Source organism: Plesiomonas sp. PI-19, assembly GCF_021368255.1.
Classification (GTDB): domain Bacteria; phylum Pseudomonadota; class Gammaproteobacteria; order Enterobacterales; family CAMTGL01; genus Plesiomonas; species Plesiomonas shigelloides.
Genome location: NZ_JAJNMQ010000001.1, coordinates 1875098 through 1894618 on the forward strand (window position 1 = coordinate 1875098; position 19521 = coordinate 1894618).

Here is a 19521-nt window from a genome sequence, read left to right on the forward strand (position 1 = left end):
TTTGTATCAGAATATATGATTGATACTTGCAACATCACTTCGAAACAACGCTCAATCATACGAGTTCACTCACTGAAAATAATCACACTCGGTAATTACTCATGGATATTATTTCCTGATTATTATTTAGGTAGTGATGAACAAAAGTAATTTCGTTACGGATTAAGCCATACTGATACGCTTTCATACGTGATCCTTGCCCGAGATCTCGCTAACGTAAAGGCAGAGTTAGTCCTCTGTCTTTTTAGTATTTCACTGCATTCATTTCTCCTGTGTGTTGAATTTCCCTCGCCAGATCCGTATCTGGCTTTTTTTTGCCTTGCATTCCAAAGTAGCTAACCACCGCATGCCAAATTGGCCATAAAAAAAGCCCGCGGTGACCAGCGGGCTTACTTTAACGTGAAAAAATCGAGTTTTAGTTACTTCAGTACTGCCAGTGCCGCGGCATAATCGGGCTCATTCGCCACTTCAGCAACCAATTCACTGTGTAGTACATGATTGTTTTCATCTAGCACAATCACAGCGCGCGCCGCCAATCCGACCATTGAACCGGTGGTGAAGGCTACCCCGTAATCTTGCATGAAAGATGCGGAGCGCAGGGTTGATAACGTGATGACATTTGCTAGCCCTTCTGCGCCACAAAAGCGCGCTTGAGCAAACGGCAAGTCTGCTGAAATGCACAGCACGACTGTGTTATTCAAGCCAGACGCCTCAGCATTGAACTTACGAACTGACGTGGCACACACGGCAGTATCAATGCTTGGAAAAATATTTAAGATTTTACGCTGCGCACCAAAGCTGGCCAGCGTGACATCATTCAGATCTTTATCCACCAGCGTAAAAGGCTTGGCCTGTTCGCCTTTAGCGGGGAAATGCCCGGCTACTTCAACCGGAACGCCTCTGCGGGTAACCGTTGTGCTCATGTACAATCCTTGCTTGCCTAGTTAATTAACCTCTTGAGTATAACCAAGGGACACAGCGACAAACACAGAGAAAGTAGAGGGCTTTGTAATCCCCTACGGCGTACTGTCATGATTAGTTTACTTTGATGGGTAAAGCAGCCAGCTAAAGATAAAAAAATGCACCGCTATCGGGAGAGATAACGGTGCAGCTATTCCACGGGAGGCCAGAGCGATAACGTGGCGCTTGAAATTACCTATTACGTTATTACCTTACCTATTTATTGATTGTGGTCACATATACCAATACAAATTGCGGGAAATGCATCACATTAATACTTCTGAAATTAATGTATTAGCATTTCAATTTTCCATCTGTATCAGCATTTGCAGCATCTTATTGAATTACCTGCCAACCCAACCACAGGCTATACATTGCTGCTCAGGGAACGACCAGATGAAGTTGCTCTGCTCAATATGAATTATCAGCCTTCTACTGATTGCAAACCTAGCATGTCGAGCTGCGATGGCAAAACCACTCTTCAACTCGTCGGGATTGATAAAGGGCATGGTGATTTAGTCCTGCAATATGCAAGACATTTTTAGAAACTCTCTCAGAAAACACAAAGTATTAAGATTAGTGTCAATGAATAATTATCGACTGCACTTCTCTAATGAATGGCCGGCTCAAAGATGCGTTGAGCCGGTTATGGCACTATGATCTACTATTGCAAATAAATCATAATGTTAACTTATGTCGCTTAAATTTTATTTTGCGAATTAGACTCTTCTGTTGATGACTCCTTTTTATCAATAAAAGTCATTATCAATAAATGACGAATCATCCAATAAAAGAGCACACACGAAGAAATGATCGTTAAAGAAACGATGACTCTTGCCACCTCTAGGCCAATGCCAAAGAAAAGTCGCATGAGGAAAACCATCCACATGAAATTATTTTCTGCGGAAAACATCGCATGACTGAGACTTGATGCTTGAAATATTCCCAGCATCAAAGTGACAGCAACAATAGTAATAATAAATGAAATAATACTAATGTACTTTTTTGTCACTAAAGCACCAACCGTTCAAGAGGCCAGATTGAAGGAGAGGATTGTATTGATAAAGATCACAAGAGTAAATATGCATTTGCATGCGCAGAGCAATTTCATTACATATCGCATGCAACTCGATTATTGTGTGATGATTTAGAAGTCAGTAAAAGTAATTTTCACTAAGATACTTTAACTTCTAAAATAGATTGACAATATGGAAAAGCATTAATTGCATTTTTAACTCGCTCTTTGCCTACGAATTGGCCGCTTATTTGAAATACAAACTACTCTCACTTACGGTTTGGACCACAAACGTAGGAATAGTGAAGATAAGAGTTGCTCACACAATAAATACGAACAGACCGCAACGAGTAAATAACAGGCTGCCAGCAGACTTTCGAAGAATGACGGGTGAATGCTCGAAGATAAGAACAAAAACGCAGCCAAATACTTTATCTGTTTAATCGCCTCATCCATGACGGTATGGCTGAATGCATGCTGCATAATACCGAGAGAAAAAAGCAAAATAAAATATGCGCATACAATAGCCAATACTCTTGCTATCGCCAGATTCCAGAAACGTCCTTGCACTAGCATCCATCAACCCTCATTGCTTATTTAAGCAAAACAATAGACATGTTATTCATCCCGCATCAAAACCAAGCTGAAAATGTCATTAAAATCAATGGATAATACAGGAGTTATGACCGCTTAGCTACCATAAAGCAAGAGACAGATAACAGCTTTATGCCATACAAAATCAGTTTTAAACAAATATGTTTTTCTCGTCAACTATTGTCGAAATTTTACGCCACACATTCATTTATAAAAAGAATACCAATAAACTAATGCATAAATAATTCGTAAAGTTGAACATGGTAGTTTGATAGTTCTAACATTTATTGCGTAAAAATAAAGGCCATCATGATGGATGGCCTTTACGCTTTTTAAAATAATCTACTTGTGTACACAATACTCAAGATTCTGAAACTTAAGCCGAGTACAGTGAGTTGATAGATTGATGCAATTTTTCAGCAAGCTCTGATGATGCATACTTCTCTGTAATCACTTCGATATAAGCACCCGTACCGCAAGTTTCAGCTTGGCGAATTGCGGCATCCAACTCCTCACAAGTCGTGACACGAGCGGTAAACCAGTTTTCACATCCCATCGCTTCTGGCAGTTTTTCATATTTCCACTGCGCCAGATCGTTGTAATAAATGTCACCATCTTTGCACAATAAACGCTCGATTAAGTATCCATCATTATTGAGAACAAAAATCAGCGGCTTCAAGCCAAAACGATAAAACTGGCTAATCTCCTGCGCGGTCAGCTGGTGTGAGCCTTCACCGGTAATCAATACCGTACGTTGCTCTGGTGCCGCCATTGCCGCACCGAAGGCCGCTGGGGTAGCCCAACCAATCGCGCCCCACAAAGTTTGATTGTGGAAAGTCGAACCCTGTGGCATACGAGCAAAACCTAAGCCCATAGATGATGTACCAGTTTCAGCCATCAAAATGTCATTCGGTTTGAGCATTTGTTGCCAACGTGAATAAAGATATTCTGCCGTAATCTTGCCACTGGCAGTCACTACTGGCAGTGCTGTAACTTTTGGTGCATGTGCCGGGAAAGCTTTTTTACTGACTTTTTTAGCCACCGCCTCTAGCACATCCTTCATTAGCACTCGGTTATACACAGCCCCGCCGATTTGCACTGACTCCGGCATGATGGCAATACACTTACGGCTATCGAGACGAGCTGTAAATGCGCCAGTGTTGAAATCCGACATAATCGCGCCGACTCTCAACACACAATCGCTGCTTTCAACAAAATCACGGACATTCGCGTCCATCAAATTGCCGTTATACATCCCGATATAGTTGGGATGACTTTCATCCAGCACGCTCTTATCCATCATCATGGTGGCAAACGGCAGGTTCGCCGCTTCAATCAGACTCAGCGTTTCTTGACGCACACCATGACGCGCTAAGTAGATCCCTGGCAGCACGCAAGCTTGCTGACTGTTATTCAAGCGATCAACCAGAATATCGACCACTTCAGTCAGTACCACAGGATCGCTGCTTTCTGTCACCGCGGCAGGCACAGCCATTTCCACTACAGGCATGGTGGCATAATCACTCGGGAAAACCATGTATACTGGTTTACGGTCACGCAGAGCCGCAGCAATCAAGCGTTCCGTTTCAGCCACACAGTTTTCCGGAGTCATAATTGCACGAGCACACACAAACGGCGCAGTGGCTTCATAAAACGTAGTGAAATGACCATCACCCAATGTGTGGTGTACGAGTCCGCCTTGGGCTTGCACACTGCTTGCCGGCATCCCTACCAAGTGGAAAATCGGCAGCGATTCGGCAAATGCGCCCGCAATGCCACTGATAGCACTGAGCTCCCCAACACCAAAGGTGGTACTCAGCGCAGCCATACCATGAATACGGGCATAACCATCGGCTGAATATGCCGCATTTAACTCATTACAGTTACCAATCCAGCGCAGGCGATTATCTTCACACACTGCATCTTCGATAGGAAAAGCATAATCACCAGGAACACCGAAAATATCACTGATGCCCAGATCGTACAGGCGGGACAGTACATGTTGAATAACAGTCTTAGCCATAATATTTTCCTCAATTAATTTATGCTAACAAACGAGGTCGTTTGCGTAATTGCAGTATTTGTTTATCCCTCGCATAATGGAAATGCTTTATTTTTATCGCCCTCATAACAAAACGTTATTCACTTGGGATTAACATGAATTTACGCGAGCTCCGATATTTTATTGAAGTGGTGAAAAATAATGGTTTTGGCCGTGCTACAGAAACGCTGCATGTCACGCAACCTGCGATTAGCCGGGCGATTAAGCAACTTGAGGATGAGTTAGGCGGGGAGCTATTAATTCGTGAATCGCGCGGGGTTCGTTTAACTGACCGCGGACGTATTTTGTTACGTTATGCTGAAAACATTCTGCAGCAGGAAAATAATTTACACATAGAGATGAATGATATTAGTGAAGAAATAACTGGTATATTAAAAGTTGGGCTACCGCCTATTATTGGTGCAGTTTATTTCCCAGAAATATTATTTACTTTTCGTAAACGTTGTCCCAAAGTCGAACTTGAAATTGTTGAAATGCCAACTCCGCAATTAGAGGATGCTCTGCATAGTGGAGCTATCGAAATTGCAGCAGCAATGCTCCCCATGCATGCTGAAGGGTATAAAATCCAAAAATTTGCTACAGACTCTTTGGTGATGGTCGCTCCACGTCAGCATCCATTAAGTCAGAAAAGTCATGTCTCTATTATGGAGCTCGCCCGCGAGCCTTTTATCCTGTTTGCCGAGCAGTTTAAAGTCAATGAGTTAATCTACAGTGCCTTCGGGTTACATGGGCTAATTCCCAAGGTCGTCGGTCGCAGCAGTAACTTTGAATTGGTTACGGCCATGGTACGATCCGGCATGGGAATTTCATTGCTTCCGGCATCCGTCTGGCAAAACAAAACTGCATCCGACTTTGCTGCAATCCCGGTGAGCGATCCGCCCCTGCCCTATGACGTCGGGTTAATTCGCCGCTCTGGAGATGTCATCAGCCGAGGTTGTGAGGCGTGGATTGAGGTATCGGCGAATATTCTACATTTTGATGTCTCGCCTGATTTTATTCTGTAATTGCCGTTGCCTGCCTGCTCTATCAATAACAGATAGAGCCATGGTAAGGCATGGCTCTATTTAATACTTAAAGATCACTTAATCTCTATTTGAGAAACGCGATACCACCCCGACGCTTGCTTGCCTTCATTGGCCAAATTCAACGCTGGCTTTTGGTAAGCATTGGTAAAGGTTAATTCCAGTGCATAATTGCCTGCCGGTATTTTTTTCGGCAACGTGATGCTGTCTAGGGTCTGATGCTCACCCGGTAGCCACTGACGAATATCACTGCGGCTAGTCCACTGCTTAATCACGTTACCCTTCGCACCCACTAAACGATAGTTCAGCGGATAGTGAACATACGCGGGTGCCACGCCCTCATTACGCCACTCTCCGGTCAACGTCAGCGTGCGTCCTGGTGCAATAGTGGCCGGATGGGTCAAGCTTTGCAATGAAATGCGATATCCCATTTTCTTTAGTGCGTTGTCTACGATATCGCGATACTCGGCGGGGATCGGGTCGGACTTCAGATTGAGTGTCGACATGTGCTGCGCCAGTGCCCAATCAAAGGTGGCTTGCACTTCTGCACGCGTATAATGCTGAATCGTCTGCCACTGCGACATCTTCCCGCACACTTCAAAACTCACCGGCGCGTGCTGCCATGCACTATCCACGGGAGCCCCTTCGGCGGCGGCTTGCTGCAAGCGCTGCGGATACTCATCACGCATATGGCTCCACGTATCGGAGAAATTATGCCAATCACCGAGGCAATCTGCGCGCCAGCCAGTGCCCTGCTTCAGCGCATAGGCAAAGCTATTGGGTTCATTGATCAACATGATTTTGGGCGTATCAGGGAAGGCTTTAAGGTGCATATCCACATAAGCATTTAACTGCTCGGGCGTGTAGCGCTGCGCCAATGGCTCTTCTTGTGGAAAATTACTCAGATGCCATTCGCCCCACGAGCCGACCACACCAATATCAATGTAGGCCAACTGGGGATTCCCGTTATAACGCGCGCCCAGTGCATTGAGCAGTTTCGCGGCATATTGCTGAAACACCGGATCGGCATAATCGGGAACGAACGTGGATTTATCAGCAGTCCAATTGCCGCGAATCGGCTTATCAATCAACCAGCGCGGTAGTTTTGAGCCACTGGTCGGCTCATCCAAATCCATCACCCGCAATGCAATTTGCTTGGATGGTGTTTGCGCCTTGGCTTTGGCAATGATGCTATCGAGCATGGCAAAGTTGATTTGCCCTTCTTGCGGCTCCAGCTCATCCCAATAAAAACGGTAATAATCCACCGTAGTGGCAGGATACTGCTCAGGGGTTTGCAATGGCATGCCCCAGTTATCCTGAAATGTCTCTACCCCGATGCCGGGGTTGGTCAAAATGGTATCGAGCGGCTGAGGATGTACAGTAATCATACCGCTCTCGGCAGCTTGTGCACTGAAGGTACACAGTAGCAAGCCCAGCCAATATATCGGTTTCATCAGATTCCCTTATCCATTGGCACCCAGAACGGTGTGGCGAAACCAATCCCAAATGCCAAAGGAATAATCTTTAAAAATATCAATGCCAAGCGCCGATTTGATGAGATAAAGCACCAAAACCGCCGCGGCAAATGTCACGCCGATAGCCAACAGAACCAACAGCGTGCGTAAAAAACCAGACAGTCGCCCTTCCCGCCGTACCTGAGTTCGGCGATCACGACCTAACAAAAACACCACGTAATAGCGCCAGCGCGAGAACCCAAACGTTTTACGTACATCCACCACATGGCGATTAGCAACATTCATCAGGATCACGGCATGCTCAAGCTGGTCTTTCTGCTCTGCCGTGAGACTTGCCAGCATCTCATCACCGAGCGCTAAATGCAGACGGCGGATCACCGCCTCTTGCGCCGGTGTTCGCCCTGAATGGGATGCGGCAGCTTGTTGTTCGCTTTTCACCATGCCTGTCTCATTGTTGATTCGTGGGTTTGCTGTATTCGTGGATGATTTAGTGTTGCTCTGTGTGCCGAGTACTTTTGTTCCACGCTTGGTGTACCGCTATTCGCCCTGCACCTATCGATAAGTCTATCGATAAGTCTGTCGATAAACCGCGGCAGTCTGCCGAGCAATCTGCAGCCAATCATACAATGCCAAATAATGGGAATAATCCGGCGGAGTGGGCGCCTGCTGCTCTAACTGCGCTTGTAGCGCGTGCGCCATCGCGCTGCTATCCCCTACAGGGATATAGCACTCATCCGGCAATTTCACCGCCAAATTAGCCGGAATGTCACTCACGCGAACCGGCAAACCATACGACATAGCTTCCAACAGAGCGATCGGCAAACCTTCATGGTAGGACGGCATCACAAACAAGCGCGCCTGCGAAAACACGGTACGCAGTGCATCGCCAGAGAGAAATCCGGTCATGATCACGCCCGGTGTCGCCGCAGCTTGCTCTTTTAACTTGCGGCTATACTGCGTTTCATGGTCAGCATCACCGACAATCACTAATGGCAATGATGTCTGCAACTGACGATAGGCAGCAATCAAATCATGCAGCCCCTTCTCTTCCACCAGCCGACCGACCGCCACCAGATACTCTCCAGCCATCAGCCCATGCGTGGCTAAAATTTCGCTACGCTTGGCCTCATCAGGCAATTGAGCAGGCTCCACCCCATTAAAAATCAGATGCGCGTCGTGGCGCTGATACTGTTTTTTAATCAGATCGTTAATCACCTCTGAGATCACAATGACCTCATTGGCATAAGTCACCGCCCATTTTTCGCCTAACCGCAGCATGGCTTTAGCCAGTCCGCCCCACTTCAGACGTTCGTAATCGGGGCCATGATGGGTAAAGACCACTTTTTTACCCAGCAGGCGCAATAATGGCACCACTAAACCCGGACCAATAGCATGCACATGCACGATATCACAGCGGTGAAAACGGCTGTACAAGGCGGCCAATACCGAATGTACGATTGCCTCAAGGGATTTTTTCTTCGGCGCAGGCAAGGCGCGCAGCTGCACACCACGGTATTCACTGCGAACATAATCCACATACGGCGCACGCGCTAATACCGTGGCCTGCCATTCTGACTCTTGCAACAATGCCGGATACAGCGCCTGACAGTGGGTTTCGACGCCGCCCAAGACATTCGGGATCCCACGGGTACCCAGCACCATCACGCGCGGAGCGGCAGATGAGGCTGTAGAGTGCGGCGCAGATGCCGGATCGATTTCCGAATTTGAAACAGCCATGGGCTGATGACCTCTTGATGTAATTCAGTAAGATGTACGCTGTGACTCTGGGTGCAACTCGCGGTATAAGGCTAACAGTGCCGCTTGATGAGCTTGCAGTGTGTAGTTATCCAGCAGGTGCTGGCGTGCATGGCAGCCCATCTGGTGAGCCAGCGCGCTGTCTTGTGCCAAGATATCCATTTTAGCCGCCAGTTCATCGGCATCGGCAAAACCGAATAAAAAGCCCTCTTCACCATCACGGATTTGCTCAGGGATCCCGCCGATGCGCGTGCCCAAGACCGGTTTGCCCCACGCCATGCCTTCTAATACCGACATCGAACAGTTTTCGTAAATCTCAGACGGCACCACCACCGCGCGACAATGGCGCAGCTGCGCATTGAGCGCCTCACCCTGCATAAAGCCCAACAACTGCGCATGCGGATAGTGCTGTTGTAAATGCGCCTGCAATGGGCCTTCGCCCACGATGTGCAAAGCGGCGGGATGACGCATCTTTTGCTGCGCTTTGGCCAAGGTTTCAACGCCCTTTTCCGGCATCAAACGGCCTAAAAACAGGAAATAGCCCTGATCATCTTCTGCTTTGGCTGGCGTAATCGCGCTGGCATCCATCCCATTAACAATGACGCGGATGTCAGCATGCGGTAAACGGCGACGGATCATACCGGCCATAAATTGGCTCGGCGCGATAAAGACATCCACATCCTGATAGCTTTTGCGCCACAGGTGATATTGCGCTTCCAGCGACAGCAGCAGGCTTTTACCCAGCGAACCGTCTTGGCAGCGATAACGGGTCGCATTCCATACCGAGCCGTGCGAGCACAGCTCACACGGCTTGCCGTCTCGCAGCATCTTATAACTTGGGCAGGCAATTTTCAGATCGTGCGCGGTCAGCACCGTTTTGCAGCCCATCTGCTTGGCAACCCGAATAATCGAAGGCGTCAGCTGATGATAAATATTGTGGAAATGCACAATATCGGGCCGCTCTTGGCGGATCAATGCAGCTAATTTGGCGCACGCTTCCCGGTTATGGATAAAGTTAGCTGCGATTTTCAGGCTATCCAGAGCATTATGGTCGCGATCGAGCTCCACATTGGAGACAAAAAAATCCGCCTGCGGCGATGGAAAATTCCGCGCATGCTGCATCGAAAAATCGATCACTTCAACGCCCGCCGCCTGTAGCATCTCCCGCTCTTGAAACAGAACGGTTTCCGCGCCGCCTTTGCGGAAAAAGAATTTGTTAACCAGCAAAATCTTCATGCTTGCCTCGTTTCGTTCCGATTCTCGGATCCGAACACGCTCCTGTTACTCGGTTATCTGTCGCCCGTTATTGGTGAGTTCTATTCGCACGCTTAGGGATTAATCACCCGATGCTCAGGGTATTCACGTGGTGATTTGGGCGTTAAAAATAGGCCTCGAGCTAGTCCTGCGGCATACACCGTCAGATTCAGCACACTGCGTAGTGCATCCACCAAAGAACGATTTTTCACTGTTTTCAGGCCGACAAAGGCCAACAGCGGTAATACGGCTACACCCGCAATCCAACCGTTGCCCACTCCCGCAGACACCAGCAGTGCCAGTAATAACAGCAGCAGATATAAGCCAAACACCAACTCGTTACGGATCACGCCTAATACTTCACGTAAGTAAGGCTGACCCCACGCACTACGCACCAGCTCGCCACTGGCAAAAAGGTAGCCCAGTTTCCAACGAAACTTCAGCAGCGCCAGCGAACCCATGGTGTAAGAAGTATGATGGAAAAACGGCACCGCCAGACGATGCAACTTGTAACCGGCATGACGAATGCGAATACCCAAATCGGCCTCTTCATAGGCGTGTAAATTGCGGTTGGTCAGATAACCAATCTGCTCGATAACACTGCGCCGGTATAAGCCACCGCCGCTTAGCCATTGGCAATCACCTAACGGATAAATGCGGTGCAGACGCTGTTTACGTGATTTAAATTCGTAGCTGGTAGCGTCATCCATTTCAACTTGTCCGGCCACGCCAGCATACTGCGGTTGCTGCTGTAAAAATTGCACTGCCGCCGGTAAAAACTCCGGCGCTAACTGCATATCGCCATCCAGCAACAAAACATAATCGCCTTGGCTAAACAGATAACCTAAATGCGCCCCCACCCCGCAGCAGCGCTCTTCGGCGTGCTGCAGCGAAACCACGGTTACCCCGCGCTCGCTGGCTATCTGAGTGGTGTTATCGGTCGATAGGCTGTCTGCCACGATGATTTTATGTGGGTAATCCCCCATGCCGGCGCGCACGCTATCAATGGTGCGGCCAATGCCGTCTTGTTCGTTGAAGGTTTTAATGATGACGGAGATAAACGGTAATGAATTCATTGTGCTTCACCACTTTGTGCGACCTGATAAACCGCGTTGCGGATCACCAACATGGCCCCCAAGACAAAATAAAACAAAAATTGCAGCATCGGGATGAGCATCAGTAACTGACTGTAAGGCAGGCTTAACAAACAGGCGATGGTAAACGCCACAAACGCCGGCTGATAACTCACCAATCGCACATCGGATTCGCTCATGGCGGCACGCTCCAGCAGCGGCTTCGGCCACGCCAGTACACAAGCGCCCCCAAATAGCGCAATAAACAGCACACTGCCCGCCAGCCCTAATTCCCACAGCATCATGCTGAGCGAAGTAGAATCGAGCAGCACATTGAACACCAGATTCAGATAGCCCGGTGCAACCGTGCTCCCGTGGTTAGTGGTATTTAAGCCATAACCAAACAGCACATTACTAAAACCATGCAAATCTGCATTGGCAGCCCAGAAGAAAAAGGTGGTCATCCGACCCAGTTCGCCGGTTTCTGGGTTGATATGGTGCGGGTCAAAAATATAGCTCAGGGAGTCCAAGAACAGATCCAGCGCCCCATTGGTTTGCCCGGCCCCAAAAGCCGATGAGTAGGATGCCGCCAAGATGATCACCGCCAGCGCTAAAATCAGCGCCAAGCCCAACGCAATCAACAGCAGCTTTTTCAGATCAAAGCTTTTCATCCCGCGAATATAACTAGGCGACAGCCAAACCAATGCCAACAACAGCGGCGCAAGGAAAATGACAAATTTGATCTCGCCGAGCACACACAGGCCAAAAGCCAGCAACAGGTGCAGCGCGAGCGACCCTTTACTGGTCAGCCCGTATTTAAACTCTGACAGTTTAAGCAGCATGATCAGCAAGCAAAACATACCGAGCGCTCCGGTATTCCCCCCGCCAAGCGGATCGCCGCCAAACGTGCCGACCACCGAATCCCACTTTTCAAACTCGCCTTTCACCGCCACGCGATGCGGCACCACCACTAAAATCTGGTACAACACCACCGGAATTTGCAGATAGAACACCCAATAAAAACAACGTGTAATACGATAAATCTGCGATTCGCGGCAAAAACCCAGCAGCAAGGCTGGGAAGATCAGTGACAGCGCCAGTTCATTTTTCATGCCGACAATGGTCACGGCCACGCCGTTTTGCAGTAAGGTGGTTAACAGCGCCAATAAAAAGAAACCGGCAAACAACACCAGCAATAAGGTTGTCGAGTGATCCAAATGCAAGGGGCTATAGCGGGTTTGCAGTGGCAGCAGGAGCACCATCCCTAACGCCAACAAAAAGGGCAGCCACAAAAAAGCTGACACCCCAGTAAAATATTGCGCCAACCCGCACACCACCAAGGTGGTGAACAGGTAGCCTTGCATGTAGGTCGCGGTGTTCATCCGCGCACACCGTGCTGCGTGAGCAAACGCGCGCGATGATTCACGCGCAAGTAGATAAAGGCATAACGCAGTGCCGTCAGTGACGCATAGGCCAACACCGCCAACGAATAGTTCGGGTAGAAATACGGCAGAACCAGCAGCGACACGACCACCACCAGCAATTGCTCAATTTGGATCCGCAAAAAGTACCCCGCCGAGCCATACACCAGTTCAATGACAGTCAGTGGACAAATAGCCAGCGCGGTAAAGACATATGGCAGCATATAGCGCGAGGTTTGAATCGAATCCACCCATTGGCTGTCGAAAAAAGCATGCATAATCAGGGGATAGAAAATCCAGATCCCCACTACGGCCGCCGCGCCCATGCCAAGCAGCAACCAGCGCACTTTGGCAAATTCCGTCGCATTAAAGTGCTGATGACGAAAATCCACCGACCAGCGCGAAAACACCGAGTTACGCACCGCATTGCCAATAATCTGTACCGGCGCTAAACAAAAACGGGTAACTACCGCAAAGTAACCGGCCACCAGCGGAGAAAACCAGTAATTAACCAACATCACCGGCAAGTTCGCGGTGGCCATCGCCAGCACCTCGGCACTGCCGATTCCACTCAAATGCACCCGATGTGTACGCCAATAAGCCGCGATGGCCGTTAACGACGCATCGCGGCGCTGCAAGCGGCGCATGTCAAAGGCGTTCAGTAGCCACGCACCAATCACCACAAACAGCAGCAGCGCCCACGCCCAGTAGAAAATGCCGGCCGATGGCGCTAATGCCAAACACACCAGTACCGTTAACGACGCCGAAATGCGCTGCAAGCCCAAACGCCGAAAGTGTTCGCTACGCAGTGCCAGATTTTCCGCTACCAAAATCAGCGCATGGGTCACGGTTAGAAGATAAGTCGTCCACGGGTTGAGGCTAAAAAAAGGCAACATCAGCAAGGTATACGGCAGCGGGATCAGCCACGCTTGCAGCAAGCAAAACATCACCGATGCCGGTACCTCTTCATCGGTCACCTTAGGCAGTAACAACTGAGAGGCAAACATGGCTACTTGCGCACCAATCAAGGCCACGCTGTAAGTCAGGGCGTATGTGCCCACTTCATTCATGCCAAATTTGTGTGAAATCAGCCAGACCGACACCGCCCCGATCACCTGCGAGATCACCGAGGCACCACCAATGGTGGTGGCACTTTTAATCAGACTCATACACGAACCACGTTTATCACGGTAACTAGACTCATCAGGGCAATCACATTCATTATGGGCGCCGAATTCATTATGGTAGCAAGCTCGCGTCGCCCTGATCGGCAACGTGCGATGCCGGTTGCCCACCGGCTGGCAGCAAGTTCTCCGCCCCTTCCACCAATGATTCCGGAACCTGATTGAGCACCAAACCGGCTAGCGTGATCTGTTGCTGCTGCAACGCTTGCAAACCCGACAAAATCTGATTCGTCGGCAGCTCACGGGATTTCACCACATACACACAGCCATCCACGTAACGGCCCACCAGCAGCGCATCTTTGCAAGTCGTAACCGCCGGAACATCAATGATAATGCGCGCGTAGTAGCCACGTAGCGCTTGCAACAATGCCGGTAATCGCTCGGAAGACAACGCCAGCAACGGCGATACCGTCGGCTTACCCGCCGGCAATAGCGCCCAAGGGCGATCCGCAGTAGCCGGTAAAATGGCTTGGTTTGCTTCCGCTGTACCGGCCAGTATCTCCGCCAGCCCCGGTACACCGGTAGCCGCAAAACTGCGGCTGACATGACCATCGCGCAAGTTAGCATCAATCAGCAAGGTAGGCCGGTCTTGGGCCAACGCCGCCCCGAGTAAGGCGCTGATCGTGCTGCTGCCCTCACCTCTAGCCGTCGAGCTCACCATCAGTAACGGATAAGCGTGTGGCTGCAACAACAGAGCGGCTCGCAGTCCATCCACTGATTCACTAAGTTGCGGCTCTAAACTGCTCAAGCGCACCATATCTGGCAACGTCAGTGTGGTGTCAGCAAGGCGCACAATCTCGCCTAAAGGCGCACGCCCCAAACGGCGCTCGGCTTGGGTCAGCGTATCCACGGTATTAGCCAGCGACGCTTTCACCACCACAAAACACACCGCCAGCACGCCGCTAAATGCCGCCACCATAATCAGGAATAACGGCTTATTCGGTTTGGCTGGATGCAATGGCTGCTCGGCAGGCTCAAACAAGGTCGCGCTGGCTTCGGTATACGTACTATTCGCCTGCGTTTCTTGTTGGCGCTGGTAAAACGCGTTGTACAACTCACGGGTTTTATTCAGATTGTTTTTCAGATTGTCATATTCAGCGGTTTGTTCAGCCAATTGGCTGAACTGCGCTTTTTTCTGCACTAACGCCTGTTGAAATTGCTGCTCTTTTTTCAGCGCCGCTTGATAACGCTGATAAATCCCGTCAGCAATTTCTTTTAATACCACCTGCGTCTGCGCTCGGATCGCTGCCACTTGAGCTTTGGCCTGCTGCACTTTGTCGAACTTATCACCGTACACGCGGGTTAATTCAGCCAAGTTTTCTTGCGCTTTAATCAGCGCAATGCGCAAATCCTGAATTTGGGGATGGCTCGATGCTTCAGGGATCGCCGACAAATCAGCAATATAGCTGCCATCTGATTTAGTGATCGCTTGATATTGCGCCAACGCCGCGATGCGCTGCTCGCGCGCATCCGCCAGTTTGTTGGTAATAATCCCTAACTCTTCGGTTTGCAGGCCATCAACACCACGAAAGGTAATCAATCCATTGCGCTGCAAAAAGTCATTCAGGCTCTTTTCCTGCGCAGTGATCTGCCGGCTTAGCTCGGCCAAGCGGTTTTTATTCCACTGCGATGCTTGCAACGTGGCCGCCAAACGCTGCTCAATAGAAAAATCGATATAAGCCTGCGCGACCGCATTCGCTATCTGTGATGCCTGCTTCGCATCCGGCGATTCAAAGGTCACTGCAGCCATCTGGGTATTGCGAATGGGCGTCACGGTGAGATGCTTGAGTAACCAATCTACCGCATGACGACGTGCCAAATCCGGCGCCACTGGGGCTGAAGCAGATCGCCCCAATAAACGACTAAGCAAGCCGCCTTTTGCCCCACCGGCAAACTCAGGCAACGCAGCTAAACCGAGCTTATCGACCACCTGCTCGGCAATGCGACGGGATTGCAAAATCTGGAACTGGGTGTCGTAGTACTCTTTGCGAGTTGAGTCAAAACGGTAGACGTTCTCAACCGGCGAGACATTTTCAGCCTCAGCACGAAACAGCAACGTAGCCGAAGCTTGATAAACCGGCGTCATGCCGATAATAAACGGCAGCGCCAGCGCCGATACCAGCACCACGAACAGCACGATACGCAGCCAGACACGCCGGATCTCAGCCGTCACTCGACTAAAATCCAGCGTACTTTCCAGCTTCATGCCTTTTTCAACCAATAATGACGCCATAGATTATCTATCTGTTTGGGTTAACAATTAAAAGAAACTCTGCGCGACCGTCACCAAATCATCGGGCCGTAATTTCTGCTCCAGACTGACCGGACTCACACGGCTTGGGCTACTTTTTTGTCCCGCATCCGACGGCACTTTTGCAGTATTCCCCTGTGGAGCTGGATTCTCCTGCGAGGTACTGGTGCGCAGCTCGATAGCTTGGCGATCGGCACGATCAGTAAAACCACCGGCCAATGCAATCAACTTTTCCACCGTCAGCCCAGGGCGGTAAGCATAAGCGCCGGGGTTTTCCACCTCGCCACCAATGTACACATCGCGAAAACGGGTAATATTCACCGTCACCTGCGGATTAACCAAATAGCCGTCTTGCAGACCCTGGGTCAGCGTTTGCACTAACTGCTCGGTCGTTTGCCCTTGCAGCTTCACCTCGCCCAAATACGGGTAGTTAATCATGCCGCCCGGGCCAATCGTCACGCGCATCGATAGCCCCGGCGCGTCATAGACCTGAATACTGATCTCATCCCCTGCCCCCAAATGGTATTCCGTCGACACAGGAATCGAAACCGGCGATAAAGTCGCACATCCGGTCAGCGTCAGCACCAAACTGGTCAGTATCAATAACAACGTGTTTTTCATCGATGTCAGCGCATCCTTGTGGTTAAAATGCGATTTTGACCGCCAATGCAGCGGCATTTCTGTCATAGCCAATATCTCGCTCCACAAACCGATTACCGATAAACAAAGGATCAGTCGGATTGGTGGTGCTGTGCGACGAGCGCAGATAATTCATACTCAGCAGTACCGATGGGCGTAGCCGATACTCGATGCCCAGCGAAAAATCACGAAAGCTGTCGCTGCGTTGTTTGCCCTGATATTTTTCTCGGGTAAATCGGTAATCGGTCAGTACCGCCAGCGACGGCGTCACATTATAGAGCCAGCCCAGCGCATAACGGCGTTGATTCACGTATACGCCCGATGAATCTGGATCGACCGCGCGCTGCCAAGTGACCACACTGAACTGCGACCGATTCACCGGCATCCAATCCACCCGCACATCCCAATTCAAACCATCAAAGGTGCGCGACTCGCCAGCGGCAAAGGTTTTGTGCAACCAACCGATGTTCACATCGGCCTTAGTTTTACCCGTTAACTGCGAGCGCACACCAAACCACGCAAAGTAATCGTTGGTATCGTTTTGTGGCGATGCCCGATAGTGGCGCTGATTGGTCTGCAACGTATAACGAAAGCGAGACTCATGCGAAACCTGATCAAACAGCTCAGTAATTAGCGTATTCTCTCGCCAATTTTTCTCATCCACATACTCAGCAAAATCTGGGGTATACGACGATAATGCCTGATAACGCTTATTTTTTTGTTGCAGCGCCACTTCAAGCTTACCGCGCGCCTCAGGTGCACCGTAGCTGTAACGCAGCTCAGTATCATCCAGCGTAAACGGCATCTCGCGCGTCACCCCGAAGCCTTCTAACTGGCGCTGGCTAAAGCCTTCGGTTAATTCTTCTCCGCGCGACTCATGGGATTTATCGAGCGACGCATTCAAGGCCAGCGCATGACGTAAACCATAACGCCAGCGTGTATTCAACGCCCAACGCTGATCATAGTAACTGTCTGCAGAACTGGCCGTATACTGGCGATAAGCGCCTTGATACGAAAGCGCATAGCGGTCTTGACCGCGCTGCCCAGAGACGCGCAGCGACGGAGTCAGCCCATAATAATTAGAGCCAATGGCCAACGCCGGATCACGCTGCGCAGTGACATTGCTGTTGTAACCATACTCGCTATCTAACCGCGTCTGAATTTGTACGCCCCACGGCCCACGATGGTTTACCGCCAGTGGCTCAGCGGCAGCAATAACCGATTGTGCCAGCACCGAAGCCGGCAGTAATAGCCCCGCCAGCGAGCACAGCACAGGCCACGGCACAAACTGCCGCACATCTGCCGCGCTCATCTTAATGGCGCTCCGACACTCCTGAACTGCCTTAATAGGCCGTTTCACCCACAAATCCTTTGAAGATGGTCAGGAAGATAATTTTGATATCCAAGGCCAGCGACCATGTTTGGATATAACGCAAATCGTATTTCACCCGCATTTCCATTTTATCCACGGTATCGGTTTCACCGCGAAAACCGTTGATTTGCGCCAGCCCCGTAATGCCCGGTTTCACCATATGACGCACCATATAGCGGTTAACAATCGCCCGATACTCTTCGTTATGCGCCACCGCATGAGGGCGCGGGCCAACAATCGACATCGAACCTTGCAGCACATTAAAAAACTGCGGTAATTCATCTAACGAGGTTCGACGAATAAATGCGCCAAATCGGGTTACCCGTGGATCATTACGCGTCGCCTGTACCACTTTATCTGAGTTTTCCATAACTTTCATGGAACGAAACTTCCAGACTTTGATGCATTTACCGCCTAAGCCATAGCGGTCTTGCTTAAATAGCACCGGCCCCGGTGATGATAATTTCACACCGATAGCCACAAACAATAAAACCGGTGAAATCAGCAGTAAAATCAACGCCCCTAAGATAATATCTTCCGCCCGTTTGATAAAACCACCAATACCATCAAATGGCGAGCTAAATACGCTCAACGTACTGATATTACCGACCGATTTGGCTACCGTATGGTGCAAGCTGTAGGCATACAGATCCGGTACAATATAAGTATCTACCGTAGTATCTGACAGTTGGTCTAAATAATGGTTAATTCGACCACGCGCTTCTAGCGGCAACGCAATATAAACTTCGTCGACTTTCCCTTCGTTAATAAGGCGGACTAATTCTGCACAATTTCCTAATATGGGTTTGCGTGATTTATAACCGAAACGATTTGCATCACGATCATCAAAAAAGCCGATATTACGCAGACGCAATGCTTTATTTTCATCCAATTCTTTTTCCAGCGCCAACCCAATACCGGTAGCGCCAAGGATCGCGACATTACGCACGTTGATGCCATATTGCACCATCAGTAAGTTAAGGCCGTAAATCACCACGCGCGATAATAATGATCCCATCACCGGCAAACTCAGCCACAGCGCGGCCTCACGAACCGAGACATCGGCATAGCCTTCGGCAAGAAAATCGATGTAATGCATCATCAAGAACAGCAAAAAGGCGGTGATCACCCATGCTGTCACCACTTTAAATAAGCAGTGAGTCAGATGTTGACGAATATTTTCCCGATACACGCCCACATTACCGGCAACCAGTAAAAAGCAGAGTGTAATCAATATGCTGACATCTGTGCGATCGGCAATTTTTTCGCCAAACTCATGAAAGTTCAGTAAATAATTGGTGACAACAACATCACAAACAAAAGGGACGACCCCGTAGCCATTTTTGACGAATTTTATGATATTTCTGTTCATCTTCAGCGCCTGCTGTAAGCGTTAGCTTCTATACAGTCTGTTTGCTTTCAGAGATGCGAGTCCCATACATTT

General features: G+C 49.5%; 15 protein-coding genes. 2 read left to right on the plus strand and 13 right to left on the minus strand.

Going from position 1 to position 19521, the window contains the following annotated elements:
• Positions 1 to 419: 419 nt before the first annotated feature.
• A complete protein-coding gene (tpx, locus tag LQ901_RS08485) occupies positions 420 to 923 on the minus strand; it encodes a thiol peroxidase (RefSeq protein ID WP_233672140.1) in 504 nt (167 codons plus the stop codon).
• A gap of 363 nt (positions 924 to 1286) precedes the next feature.
• On the opposite strand from tpx, the gene LQ901_RS16895 reads away from it, so the two are divergent.
• A complete protein-coding gene (locus LQ901_RS16895; protein ID WP_370635634.1) occupies positions 1287 to 1505 on the plus strand; it encodes a protease inhibitor I42 family protein in 219 nt (72 codons plus the stop codon).
• A 1440-nt stretch (positions 1506 to 2945) separates the two neighbouring features.
• Here the strand turns inward: LQ901_RS16895 and LQ901_RS08490 are convergent.
• Complete coding sequence (locus tag LQ901_RS08490) at positions 2946 to 4592, minus strand: alpha-keto acid decarboxylase family protein (RefSeq protein WP_233672141.1); 1647 nt, start codon at positions 4590 to 4592, stop codon at positions 2946 to 2948.
• Positions 4593 to 4726: 134 nt separating this feature from the next.
• Between LQ901_RS08490 and LQ901_RS08495 the strand changes: the two genes are divergently transcribed.
• The gene (locus LQ901_RS08495) at positions 4727 to 5635 is read left to right on the plus strand and encodes a LysR family transcriptional regulator (RefSeq protein WP_233672142.1); all 909 of its coding nucleotides are present in this window, start codon (positions 4727 to 4729) and stop codon (positions 5633 to 5635) included.
• Positions 5636 to 5709: 74 nt separating this feature from the next.
• Here LQ901_RS08495 and LQ901_RS08500 read toward each other — a convergent pair whose 3' ends face one another.
• From LQ901_RS08500 to LQ901_RS08550, 11 genes are all read right to left on the minus strand, one after another.
• On the minus strand, positions 5710 to 7107 hold the full coding sequence (locus tag LQ901_RS08500; protein ID WP_152135953.1) for a DUF4832 domain-containing protein: 1398 nt from the start codon (positions 7105 to 7107) through the stop codon (positions 5710 to 5712).
• 9 nt (positions 7108 to 7116) lie between these two features.
• On the minus strand, positions 7117 to 7569 hold the full coding sequence (locus LQ901_RS08505) for a hypothetical protein (protein WP_052181230.1): 453 nt from the start codon (positions 7567 to 7569) through the stop codon (positions 7117 to 7119).
• A 123-nt stretch (positions 7570 to 7692) separates the two neighbouring features.
• A complete protein-coding gene (locus LQ901_RS08510; protein WP_230406982.1) occupies positions 7693 to 8790 on the minus strand; it encodes a glycosyltransferase family 4 protein in 1098 nt (365 codons plus the stop codon).
• Between the two features lie 99 nt (positions 8791 to 8889).
• Positions 8890 to 10119 carry a glycosyltransferase family 4 protein gene (locus tag LQ901_RS08515; RefSeq protein WP_233672143.1) on the minus strand — a complete coding sequence of 410 codons (1230 nt, stop codon included), beginning with the start codon at positions 10117 to 10119 and terminating at the stop codon, positions 8890 to 8892.
• Positions 10120 to 10211: 92 nt separating this feature from the next.
• Positions 10212 to 11213 carry a glycosyltransferase gene (locus LQ901_RS08520; protein ID WP_233672144.1) on the minus strand — a complete coding sequence of 334 codons (1002 nt, stop codon included), beginning with the start codon at positions 11211 to 11213 and terminating at the stop codon, positions 10212 to 10214.
• On the minus strand, positions 11210 to 12592 hold the full coding sequence (locus LQ901_RS08525; protein ID WP_152135955.1) for a capsular biosynthesis protein: 1383 nt from the start codon (positions 12590 to 12592) through the stop codon (positions 11210 to 11212). Before LQ901_RS08525 ends, LQ901_RS08520 begins: the two co-directional genes overlap by 4 nt.
• On the minus strand, positions 12589 to 13800 hold the full coding sequence (locus LQ901_RS08530; protein WP_152135956.1) for a lipopolysaccharide biosynthesis protein: 1212 nt from the start codon (positions 13798 to 13800) through the stop codon (positions 12589 to 12591). Before LQ901_RS08530 ends, LQ901_RS08525 begins: the two co-directional genes overlap by 4 nt.
• 70 nt (positions 13801 to 13870) lie before the next feature.
• Positions 13871 to 16048 carry a polysaccharide biosynthesis tyrosine autokinase gene (locus LQ901_RS08535; RefSeq protein WP_152135957.1) on the minus strand — a complete coding sequence of 726 codons (2178 nt, stop codon included), beginning with the start codon at positions 16046 to 16048 and terminating at the stop codon, positions 13871 to 13873.
• A gap of 27 nt (positions 16049 to 16075) precedes the next feature.
• Positions 16076 to 16687, minus strand: coding sequence for a polysaccharide biosynthesis/export family protein (locus LQ901_RS08540; protein ID WP_233672145.1), 612 nt, complete (start codon positions 16685 to 16687; stop codon positions 16076 to 16078).
• 22 nt (positions 16688 to 16709) lie between these two features.
• The gene (locus LQ901_RS08545) at positions 16710 to 18017 is read right to left on the minus strand and encodes an outer membrane beta-barrel protein (protein ID WP_233672146.1); all 1308 of its coding nucleotides are present in this window, start codon (positions 18015 to 18017) and stop codon (positions 16710 to 16712) included.
• A 31-nt stretch (positions 18018 to 18048) separates the two neighbouring features.
• A complete protein-coding gene (locus LQ901_RS08550) occupies positions 18049 to 19449 on the minus strand; it encodes an undecaprenyl-phosphate glucose phosphotransferase (protein ID WP_010862038.1) in 1401 nt (466 codons plus the stop codon).
• Positions 19450 to 19521 lie beyond the last annotated feature (72 nt).